Source organism: Sorangium sp. So ce381 (assembly GCF_051473845.1).
Lineage (GTDB): Bacteria > Myxococcota_A > Polyangia > Polyangiales > Polyangiaceae > Sorangium > Sorangium atrum.
The window spans coordinates 3438542-3449393 of the sequence record NZ_CP150336.1 but is presented as its reverse complement, the minus strand read 5'-3'; the positions used below and the strand labels follow the sequence as shown (position 1 = coordinate 3449393).

The following is a 10852-nucleotide window of genomic DNA, read 5'->3' as shown; positions in this document are numbered from 1 at the left end:
GCTCAGGCGACAAGCCGCGGAAATGCGAAGGGGGCGCGTGGGTCGAGGAGGCGCCGTGCGCGCCGCCCTTCCCGGGGTGCCGCGGCGGCGTGTGCGTCCCGACGAGCTGCCAGGGCGGCGACGCGCCTGGCACGGGAGTGAGCTGCGGGCCCGACGGAGACGCGGATTGCTGCGCCGCTGACATCGTGCCGGGAGGCACGTTCTACAGGAGCAATGATGAGAGCTACCCAGCCACCGTCGGCGACTTCAGGCTCGACAGATACGAGGTCACGGTAGGACGATTTCGGGCGTTCGTGGAGGCGCTGAAGGGGACGCGCAGAGATCCCCCGGCGCTGGGAGCCGGGGAGCGTCCCGGTGTGACCGATAGCGGGTGGCAGTTCGATTGGACATCCTCGCTCACCGCAAACACCGAGCAGCTCAAAGCACAGCTAGAATGCCAGTACTACCCGACATGGACCGCCGAGCGGGGCCCCAACGAACACCGGCCGATGCATTGCGTCACGTGGTACGAGGCCTTCGCATTCTGCGCATGGGACGGGGGCTACTTGCCCACCGAGGCCGAGTGGAACTACGCCGCCGCTGGCGGCGCGGAGCAGCGGGTGTATCCGTGGGGCGCCTCGAGGGAGCGCGGGTTCGCCGCCAACGAGTGCAGAGGAGACGGCTCCTCCAGCGGATGCAGCGTCGCCGCGTTCCTGCCTGTTGGCTCGTTCTCGCCGTCCGGCGATGCGAGGTGGGGCCATGCCGATATGCTAGGAAACGTCTCGGAGTGGACCTTGGATTGCAGCGGAGACTATCCGATGCCGTGCGAGGACTGCTCGAACCAGGGCTGCTCGGGCTCAACAGGATACGTGGTTCGCGGTGGGAATGCCATCGTAACGCTCTATGATACGACGTTCAGAAACAGCGAAGATCCCACAAACCGGACCCAGGGCGTGCGCTGCGCCAGAAAAATGCAGAGTGAGTAACGAAACCGCCAAGGCCGAGACCTTGGGCGCCAGCGCTGACAGACGCGTACGAGGACCGTAAATAGAGGTTGATGCGAACGTTCCGCCGCCTGCGGATCCGCCCCCGGCGGGAGGCTGCTCACACCGGCGGCAGACGTCTCGCGCGTCGAACCACGAGACCCGAGGAGCGCTGCGGAAGGTGGCGAGCGCGGCGCGCACGTCGGCTTCACCGGTGCGCCACGGCGAAGCCGAACTCTCTATCATCCGAAGGTTGCGAAATCACGGCATCCTCAGTCATAGGACTTTCTACCACAGAGCGCCCGAAATAGAGGTAGACGACATTCTGCTCCGTCATGGCGACCGTGAAATCCGAGTAGCCGTCCCCATTGACATCTCCAGGCGACCCCAGACGCTGCCCTGTCCGGTCTTCAATAGCATCCCTGTAGATTGCGGCATCCGGCTCGCTCAGATTCGATTCACCTTCACCCAGATACAGAAGCACCTTGGGCGATCGGTCGACAACCGCAACATCATCGAACCCATCATTATTGACATCACCAACCGCCGCAACCGTCACGCCAAACGAGTCACTTCCCGTGAGGGTCACGCTCGGCGTCGTCTCCAGCCCCTGGGATCCACCGAGGTAGACATACGCACGATTATCTCTATCGACTCCAATGATGACGTCATCAAATCCATCGCCATTGACATCACCAGCGGCACCGAACGAGGTAACAAACCTGGATTGACCGGAGGGGTCTACGAGCTCTGCCTTCGGCGTGGAATCGAACCCGCGGCCCGGGTTTCCTTGATAGACGCGCACGATGTCACGATCCAATGTGTGAAACACCACCATCGCGTCGGAAAACCCGTCTCCGTTGACGTCACCGGCCGATGAAACGAGAGAAATCGCGTTCTCCCGGTTCTCTACGCGCTCGCCGAGCTCGAGTTCGATCGGCGCATCGAGCCCCGACGGGCCACCCAGATACAGAGACGCAATCACCCAAGAGCGCTCAGTTGTTCCGACGATAACATCCGCGAATCCGTCACCATTAACGTCGCCGGCAGGTGCCATATAGGGCCCGATATACCCCTCTACCGAATTACCATCGATATCAAAACTATCCGAATCGAACCGATCCCTACTGCTGCCACGATACACGAACGCCTTATCTCTATAAGGCGCCGCAACCAGCACATCGGCATACCCGTCTCCATCGACGTCACCGGCGCACGACAAAGACGTCCCGAAGCCATCGTTGGCCCCGATGGGACTGGAGACGACTCCATCGTTATCCAGATTGAATTGCGCACCGGAGGTTCCGTAGTAGAAATATATGGCGCCTCTGGTAGGACTGCGACCGTAGGCACTGATGGCGACATCGTCATAGCCATCTGCATTGTAGTCGCACTTGGTCCGGCCAACATTGACCCATCGCTCGCGCGAAAAATCTGAGCAGCTCCCCTGCACGCAGGCGCGTACACGCCAGTAGTATCGCCGCCCAACGGGCGGAAGCAGAGCTATCTCCAGATCCTCTGCCGGCTGGTGCTCCGTAAGCTCGGTAATGACCGAGACTGCATCATTCGCCCCTAGATCGGTGCCATACTGCAATTCGTACTCGATGGGAGCGCCGGACGGCGACGTCGACGCCTCCCACACAAACCTGGGCCTACGCGAACCAGCCTTCCGTTGGGCCCCCAGATAGGCGTCGTTCCTCGGGAGCCGCAGGACGGGTACTGTCGGCGGTGCCCTCGATCCGTCGCCACCGCCAGACGTCGCCTCCCCACTACCACCGCTGCCAGACGCCACCCCCCCGCCGCTGCCAGCCACCGGATCGGTAGGAGTGTCGACGAACTCGTCGAGGCCGAGGATCTTGCTGCAGCCCGTGAGAAAAACGACTACGGCGAACCATCCCACTTCAGGCCCGAAGACCACATTGGACCGACGAGTTCTCATGACATTGACAAAATCGTACCGAACACACCGATGTCAAGGGACGGCACTAGTTTGCCACGGGAGGGATCTCGACATTGTTGATGGGCAGGAATCCGGCACCGGCGGGGTATGCGTAGGAAACACGATAATTTTGCTGAATTGCACCCCATCCCCAAACCGTGACGCCGAAGGGGAGTTCACTCCGCATCTCGTGTCGACCGTTCACGCACCCATTCACCGACTGCCACTCCCCGGTCATCAAATCAACAACAGTATATTCGTAGCTACCGTCACCGACAGGAGTCCACCCCGTGAGCTTTCCAGCACAATCCAGCTCAACATCGGCAAATTCACCATTCACCCTCGATCGGGTACGGACGACGACGAGACTCGTCTCCGGGTAAGTCGGATCGGTGAAAAATGCATAATAATCGAGGTACTGAGACGGCGGGATTACATTGACCCACTCTGGATCCCCAATACCCCCGAAGAGAGAACCACCCGTCATATACTGACCGACATAGAACGGATGGTTAGCATCCTGACTCTTGACAACAAAAGGCTCACCTGTCGCAAACTCATACACTTCGCCCAGCCGCAGCTCCTCAGGTGCATTATCTGGCCTCGATGGCTCCCAGGTGAGCCGCGTGCCGTCAACCATGCCCACAATTCGGTACGGCGGCGACTCATCCTGTTGCGTTCGGTTCCGGTGTCGAACCGCGACGTACTCGCTCCCGGTAGCTCTAACGGGCGCGATTTGCTGCTGTCCAGAGTCACAATCACGAACATCACTGCCCGCAGGCACGAGCATGCAAGCATGCGCTCCGAACAGGCCAACAGGCTTGGTGGATTGAATTGGACTCCCGGTCAGCTCAGCCCGCTGTGTAATCTGCAGGAATTCGCCAGCATTCAGCGCATACGTCTTCGCTTCCCCCGCGTTCGCGGGCTCAACGCCGTCCCCCGCCTCTACGCTCACCTTGGGCAGGATAGTAACCGCAGTATCATCCTCATGGGCAACGATAGCCAACGAAGGATAGGCTCCATTATACGCCGGAGACTGCGACTCTGACTCCGAGTAACCATTTATGGCGACGTAGTTGCTATCCCACGCACTCGTCGGAAGCAGAAGCGTAGCCGAGGTAAATGCCGCCTTACCTCCGCCGTACGGAAGGATCTGGTAGGCTACGACTGGGAAATCGGTCGTGATATGAAAGGCCTTTCCGCGACCGGTGACTGGCTCGCCCGGAAACTCCGGGACGCCGGTTTCCTCATCCAGCGCACCGGGCGCTGGGCAGTCCTCAATACCGCCGCCAGCAGACAACCTCGACAGGAACAGGACAGCAACTTTCCCTGCGGCGAGCTCATTGGTGTCAGCATACTTTTTGTAAGAAACGCTCTTTGTCTGCTCGTTCCATTCGGGAATGTAGGCGAAGGTGTTAACCGGAAGCTGCTCTCCACCGCGCTCAACGTTGATGTGAACCGGCAAGTTCCACGTATTCGCAACAATTGCAGCGAAACATGCGCCCTGCGTGGTCGGCCGCAGCGCCGTCTTCAGCGCCCAGTAATCGCATCCGTACGAGCTCTTCGACTCCCGCGCCGCCTTGCACGGGTCCGGTACGCACTGCGCATTGAGGCATCCCTCCTCCGGCTCGCAAGTCTCCAGCGTCACCCCGTTGCAGCTGATGACCTTCTTCAGATCGTTGGAGCACGTCGAATCGCACCGCCCCCCCTCCCCGAACGTCCCCGTGCTCCCCGCCTCCCCGCCCGCGCCGCCGGTGCCGCTGCTGCCGCCGGTCCCGGTGGGGCCCGAGCCGGAGCCGGTGAGCCCGTGACGGTACGAGTCTGTGCACGCGGCGAACGAGCCCGTCACACCGGCTGTCGCTGCAAGTAACCCCACAATCGCGTGTCGACGGTATCTAGCCATGTTCGCCATCTCTACAGGGCTCCTTCCCCCACAAGCATCCTGAAAACTTCGCGCGTGCGAGCGTAACACGGTTCGCCCGCCGTGGGGAGGCCCGCGAAAGCGTTCGCATTTTTTCGAGGGAGCCGCGAGAGCGGGTTGCAGGTCCCAGGAATGCAATGGGCCGCCGGCATCGCGCCATCGCCCCCTAGCGCCGGGACGGACACACAGCCACTGTTCAGCCAGCCGTCCTCACGCCTCTCGTGCGGGTAGGTGAGGTGGTGCATCAAATTTGGCCACCGCGACTTCCACGTACGTCGTCCCCACTCCCGCTCAATGCTCGTCGTCGCCGTCCGACGCCGCCCCCGCCCGGCCGCTGCCGAAGACGCGGAAGAGCACGTACAGCGAAGGGAACAGAAGCACGGATCCGACGCCGAGCACCCAGACAAGCAATCGCAACGTCCTCGGGTTCGCCGCCGCGCCCTCGAGCGTCACGTCCGGCACCACAAGGAACGGGTACTGCGAGGCCGCCCAGCCGAGCAGGATCAGGGTGACCTGGGCCGCCGCCGCCAAGCGCGCCAGACGGAAACGGCGGGTCCACAGCCCGAAGAACGCCGCGGTGGCCGCGAGGCCCGTCGTGACGTGGAGCGGCCACGTGATCGGATGATCCATCAGCCCCTCTCGAATGAGCGGGGCGCCCCGGAACGACGCCGCGAACGACGCCAGCGCGAGCGCCGCCACCACGCAGCCGGAGGCGAGCGCGCGCCGCCGGAAATCGTCGACGAGCGCAGGCTCGCTCGCCTCGTTCGTCAGGTACACCGCCGCGAGGAACGCGAACAGGGCCAGCGCGAACAGCCCCACCACGAACGGAAACAGCGAGAGCCACGGCGCGAAGAAGCCGCTCGTCACCACCCCCGACGCCACCCGGATCCGCCCGGACGCCACCGCGCCGACGATCATGCCGAGCAGCACCGGCGCGATCACGCTCGCGAGCGAGAAGACGAACCCCCAGCGCTTCTGCCGCCGATCCCCCCGGGAGTCGTAGCTGCGGAAGCTGAACGCCGAGCCGCGAAACACGACGCCCACGAGGAACAGCGTGATGGGGACGTGCAGCGCGATCGAGATCGCCGCGAACGCGGGAGGAAACGCTGTGAAGAGCAGCACCACGACCAGGATGAGCCACACGTGGTTGGCCTCCCAGATCGGGCCGATGACCCGCTCGATGAGCGCGCGCTGCTCCCGCTTCCGCGGGCCGGAGGCGAGCAGATCCCACACGCCGCCGCCGAAATCGGCGCCCCCGAGCAGCGCGTACAGCACGAGCGCCGCCATCATCACCCCGCCGAGGAACCACTCAGTGCGCATCGGCCTCGCCTCCGCCGGACGCGCGCGGCGCGCCGCCGCCTCCCGGCCCCCCGAGCGGCGCGCCGCCGCCGCCGCCCGTCACCCCGAGCGGCGCCGCGCGCAGCTGGCGCACCAGCAGGTAGACCACCACCACGCCGAGGAAGACATAGAGCGCCGTGAACGTCCAGAAGGGCGCCGCGAGGTGCGGGAACGGGGTCACCGCGTCGCGCGTGCGCATCGCGCCCCGCACGATCCACGGCTGGCGACCGAGCTCCGTCACCAGCCAGCCGGCCTCCATCGCCACGATGCCGAGCGGGCTCGCCAGGATCACCGCCCAGAGGAACGGGCGCTGATCCGGGATCCCCCTGCGGCGCCACGCGAGCACCGCCCCGACGACCGCGAGCAGCGCCATCGCGGAGCCCGCGCCCACCATCACCTGAAACGAGAGGTGCGTCGCCGTGACCGGCGGCCACTCGTCCCGAGGGACCGCATCCAGCCCGGGCACCACCGCGTCAGGATCCGCGTGCAGGAACACCGAGAGCCCCGCCGGGATCTCGATCGCGTAGTCGACCTCGCCCCGCTCCACGTCGGGCAGGCCGCCGACGAGGAGCGGCGCGCGCGCCGAGGTCTCGAAGTGCGCCTCCATCGCCGCGAGCTTGGCGGGCTGCCCCGTCCCGACCTCCACCGCCGCATAGTGACCGACGAGCGGCTGCGCCAGCGCCGTCACCCCGGCGACCGCGAGCGTCACCGCGAACGCCTTGCGGAACAGCGGGCTCGACGGGTGCCGCAGGAGCACCAGCGCGTGGATCCCCGTCATCACGAACGCCGTCGCCTGATAACACGCGAGGATGCCGTGCAGCGTCTCGTGCTTCCACGGCGGGCTGAACATCGCCGCGACCGGGTCGATGTCCGCGGGGCGCCCGTCGACCATCGTGAAGCCGGCAGGGTGGTTCATGCACGCGTTCACCAGGATGACGAAGAACGCCGAGAGCGCGCCGCTCAGCGCGACCAGCGCGCCCGAGAGCAGGTGCAGCCTCGGCGAGAGCTTGCCGCGCCCGTAGAGGTAGATGCCGAGGAAGATCGCCTCCGTGAAGAACGCGAACCCCTCGAGCGAGAACGGGAGCCCTATCACCTCTCCGAACGTCCCCATGAAGCTCGGCCACAGGAGCCCGAGCTCGAACGAGAGCACCGTCCCCGACACGGCGCCCACCGCGAACAGGATCGCCGTCCCCTTCGCCATGCGCTTCGAGAACTCGAGGTAGTCTCGATCGCCCGTCCGGTGCCAGAGCGCGTCCGCGATGACCATGATCAGCGGCAGCGCCACCCCGGCGGCGGCGAAGATCATGTGAAATGCCAGCGACAGGCCCATCTGGGCCCGGGCATAGAGGAGGCTGTTCATGAGGCCCAGTGCGGCTCCCTTCTCCCGCGCGACCGTGACCGGCGCCGTGTCCGCTCTCCTGCGGGGACGGTCCGCGCGCTCCCGCCGACCATAGGGGGGCCCGCGCCTGGGACAAATAGGGGCGAACCCGGCTAAGCTCGACGCCGATGCAGACCCTTGTCGAGCTCGTCGCGAAGAAGCGCGACGGCGGGCGGCTGGCCGAGGACGAGATCGCGCGGATCATCCGCGCCCACAGCGACGGCGAGCTGGCCGATTACCAGATGGCCGCGCTGCTCATGGCGATCTTCTTCCGCGGCATGGACGACGCCGAGACCGTCGCCCTCACGCGCGCGATGCTCCACTCGGGCGACGTCCTCGACCTGTCCAGCGTGCCCGGACGGAAGGTCGACAAGCACTCGACCGGGGGCGTCGGCGACAAGGTCTCGATCTGCCTCGCCCCCCTCGTCGCCGCCTGCGGCGTCCCCGTCCCGATGGTGTCCGGCCGCGGCCTCGGCCACACAGGCGGCACCCTCGACAAGCTCGAGGCGATCCCGGGGTTCGACGTCGCCCTCGACGTCGACGCGTTCGCGCGCATCGTCCGCGAGGTGGGGGCGTGCATGATCGGGCAGACCGCGCGGATCGCGCCCGCGGACAAGCGCATCTACGCGCTGCGCGACGTGACCGCCACGGTCGAGTCGATCCCGCTCATCGTCGCCAGCATCCTCTCGAAGAAGCTCGCGGAGGGCATCGACGCGCTCGTGCTCGACGTCAAGGTGGGGCGCGGCGCGTTCATGAAGACCCTCGGCGACGCCCGCGCCCTCGCGACCGCGCTCGTGCGCGTCGGGACCGCGGCCGGCAAGCGCGTCTCCGCGCTGCTCACCGACATGAGCGCCCCGCTCGGGCGCGCCGTCGGCAACGCCATCGAGACCCGCGAGGCGATCGAGGTGCTGCACGGCCGCGGGCCGGGCGACCTCGTCGCGTGCACGCTCGCCCTCGGCGAGGAGATGCTGATCGCCGGCGGCGCGGCGGCGAGCGCGGCCGAGGCGCGGCCGAAGCTCGAGGCCGCCATCGCGAGCGGCGCGGCGGCCGAGGTCTTCGCGCGGATGATCGCGGCGCAGAAGGGCGATCCGGCCGTGGTGCACGACGCCGGCCGGCTGCCCCGCGCCCCCGTCGTTGTCGAGGTCGCCGCCCAGGACGAGGGGTACGTCGCCGCCGTCGATCCGCTCGAGATCGGCCTGTCGGCGGTCGCGCTCGGCGCCGGGAGGACGCGCGCCGACCAGCGCGTGGACCCCGCCGTGGGGATCGAGCTCGCCGCGGTGCGCGGCGATCGCGTGGACCGCGGCGCGCCCCTCGCCCGCATCCACGCGCGCCGGGCGGACGACGCGCGGGCCGCGGCCGATCGCGTCCGCGCCGCCTTCCGGCTCGGCCCGGCGCCCGCCGAGGCGCCCGCGCTCGTGCTGGAGCGGATCGAGGCGTAGCCGCGCGCGGGCGCTCGCGGACGGTCGCCGCCGGCGCGGGGCCCCACTAAGCTGCCGGCATGCGGACCCCGAGGCGCGACCTCACCACGCTCGGCTACCGGCGGATCATCCAGCTCCTCGTCTACCTGGTGATCATCCCCGGCGTGCTCCTGTCGGGCGTCGGCTTCCTCCTGCTCGTCCTCGGCGAGGCCCAGTACAACCTCATCATGGGGATCATCGTCCTCACGTTCTGCGGGACGCTCGCGACCGGGGTCATCCTCGTGTGGGTCTTCCTCCGGCGCGAGCGCAACCTGTCCGAGCTCCAGGCCGATTTCGTGTCCAAGGTCTCGCACGAGCTGCGCACCCCGCTCACGTCGATCCGGATGTTCACCGAGACCCTCACGCTCCGGCGCGGCGACACGATCAGCGAGGATCGCTGCATCGAGGCGCTCACCAAGGAGAGCGCCCGCCTCCAGCAGCTCATCGATCGGCTGCTCGACTGGGGGCGAATGGAGAGCGGCCGGCGCGTCTACGAGCTCTCGGAGCACCACCTCGGGGAGATCGCCGACGAGGCGATCCACGCCTTCGAGCCGACCCGCGAGAAGCGGAGCGTCGACCTCGACGTCTCCATCGACGCGAACCTCCCGCCCGTGCTCTGCGATCGCAGCGCGCTCGTCGACGCGATCGTGAACCTCCTCTCGAACGCCTACAAGTACGGCGGTCAGCCGAGGAAGATCAGCGTCTCCGCCCATGTCCTCAACCGGTCGGCGATGCTCACGGTCCGCGACAACGGCAAGGGCATCGCCCGCGCGGAGCACAAGCGGATCTTCGAGAAGTTCTACCGGGTCGACGATCTCCTGGCCCGGCAGCAGGAGGGCTCGGGGCTCGGGCTGTCGATCGTCAAGCATGTCATCCGGGCGCACGGCGGCAAGATCCTCGTCGACAGCGAGCCCGGGAAGGGCAGCACGTTCACCCTCGTGCTCCCGCTCCGGAGCACGCCCAAGGCGAGCGCCGCGGAGCGACGCCCGCAGGTCGCGGCGCCCGCGGTCGCCGCGGCGCACAACGACGCGTCGGATCACGGCGCCGACGCGAGCGCGCCGCCGTAGCGCGGCCGCCGCCGGTCAGGACATGAACATGCTAGAGGACCTCCTCAGCATGACCCGAACCCCTCAGACACCGGCGCGGACCGTCCTGCTCGTGGAGGACGACCCCAGCATCGCGATGGGTCTCGAGATGAACCTGACCGCCGAGGGCTACCGCGTCCTCGTGGCGGAGGACGGTGAGCGCGGGCTCGCGCTCGCCCGCGCCGGCGGGATCGATCTCATCATCATCGACGTCATGCTCCCCCGGCTGAACGGCTTCGAGCTGCTCCGCATCCTCCGGAACGAGCGGCGCACCCTGCCGGTGATCATGCTGTCCGCGCGCGGCGCCGAGATGGACAAGGTGATGGGCCTCGAGCTCGGCGCCGAGGACTACATCACGAAGCCGTTCAGCCTGGCCGAGCTGCTCGCGCGCGTGAAGGCCGTGCTCCGGCGCGACGCGATCGCGCGCGCCGACGGGGCGCAGCTGCGCGCCGGCGACATCGTCATCAACGCGGCGACGCGCGAGGTCCGCCGCGGCGACGCGCTGATCGAGCTCACTGCGACCGAGTTCGACGTGCTGCTCTGCCTCGCCGAGGCGGGCGGCCGGGTCCTGTCGAGGGAGCAGATCCAGGCCAAGGTCTGGGGCCCGACGCACCACGGGACCCCGCGCACCATCGACAATTTCATCCTCCAGCTGCGCAACAAGCTGGAAGAGAACGCGACGACGCCGCGCCACCTGCTGACGGTGCGCGGCGTCGGCTATCGCTTCGTCCCCTAGGGCTGCGCCGCGCTGCAGGCGGGACGGCCCGAGCCC

Annotated in this window: 8 protein-coding genes; 4 read left to right on the top strand and 4 right to left on the bottom strand. The window is 67.0% G+C overall.

Features of this window, described 5'->3' with window-relative positions:
- The first annotated feature begins 185 nt into the window (after positions 1-185).
- Positions 186-965: a formylglycine-generating enzyme family protein gene (locus tag WMF29_RS13150; protein WP_437329160.1), complete on the top strand. Its 780-nt coding sequence runs from the start codon at positions 186-188 to the stop codon at positions 963-965.
- A gap of 205 nt (positions 966-1170) precedes the next feature.
- On the opposite strand, the gene WMF29_RS13145 is transcribed toward WMF29_RS13150, so the two are convergent.
- The 4 genes from WMF29_RS13145 to WMF29_RS13130 all read right to left on the bottom strand — a co-directional run bounded on the left by WMF29_RS13145 (position 1171) and on the right by WMF29_RS13130 (position 7520).
- The gene (locus WMF29_RS13145) at positions 1171-2604 is read right to left on the bottom strand and encodes an FG-GAP repeat domain-containing protein (RefSeq protein ID WP_437329159.1); all 1434 of its coding nucleotides are present in this window, start codon (positions 2602-2604) and stop codon (positions 1171-1173) included.
- Positions 2605-2947: 343 nt separating this feature from the next.
- Entirely contained in the window at positions 2948-4813 is a 1866-nt protein-coding gene (locus tag WMF29_RS13140; protein ID WP_437329158.1) for an IgGFc-binding protein, read from the bottom strand.
- Positions 4814-5113: 300 nt separating this feature from the next.
- Positions 5114-6142, bottom strand: coding sequence for a cytochrome d ubiquinol oxidase subunit II (locus WMF29_RS13135; RefSeq protein WP_437329157.1), 1029 nt, complete (start codon positions 6140-6142; stop codon positions 5114-5116).
- The gene (locus WMF29_RS13130; protein WP_437329156.1) at positions 6132-7520 is read right to left on the bottom strand and encodes a cytochrome ubiquinol oxidase subunit I; all 1389 of its coding nucleotides are present in this window, start codon (positions 7518-7520) and stop codon (positions 6132-6134) included. The genes WMF29_RS13135 and WMF29_RS13130 overlap by 11 nt, the downstream gene beginning before the upstream one ends.
- A 146-nt stretch (positions 7521-7666) precedes the next feature.
- Here WMF29_RS13130 and WMF29_RS13125 point away from each other — a divergent pair, with 146 nt between their 5' ends.
- Genes WMF29_RS13125 through WMF29_RS13115 form a run of 3 tightly spaced genes read left to right on the top strand, consistent with a single transcriptional unit; the run spans position 7667 to position 10816 of the window.
- Positions 7667-8977 (top strand): thymidine phosphorylase, encoded by a 1311-nt coding sequence (locus WMF29_RS13125; RefSeq protein WP_437329155.1) that lies wholly within the window; start codon positions 7667-7669, stop codon positions 8975-8977.
- Positions 8978-9036: 59 nt separating this feature from the next.
- On the top strand, positions 9037-10062 hold the full coding sequence (locus tag WMF29_RS13120) for a sensor histidine kinase (protein ID WP_437329154.1): 1026 nt from the start codon (positions 9037-9039) through the stop codon (positions 10060-10062).
- 49 nt (positions 10063-10111) lie between these two features.
- Positions 10112-10816 carry a response regulator transcription factor gene (locus WMF29_RS13115; protein ID WP_044968357.1) on the top strand — a complete coding sequence of 235 codons (705 nt, stop codon included), beginning with the start codon at positions 10112-10114 and terminating at the stop codon, positions 10814-10816.
- Positions 10817-10852: the final 36 nt, after the last annotated feature.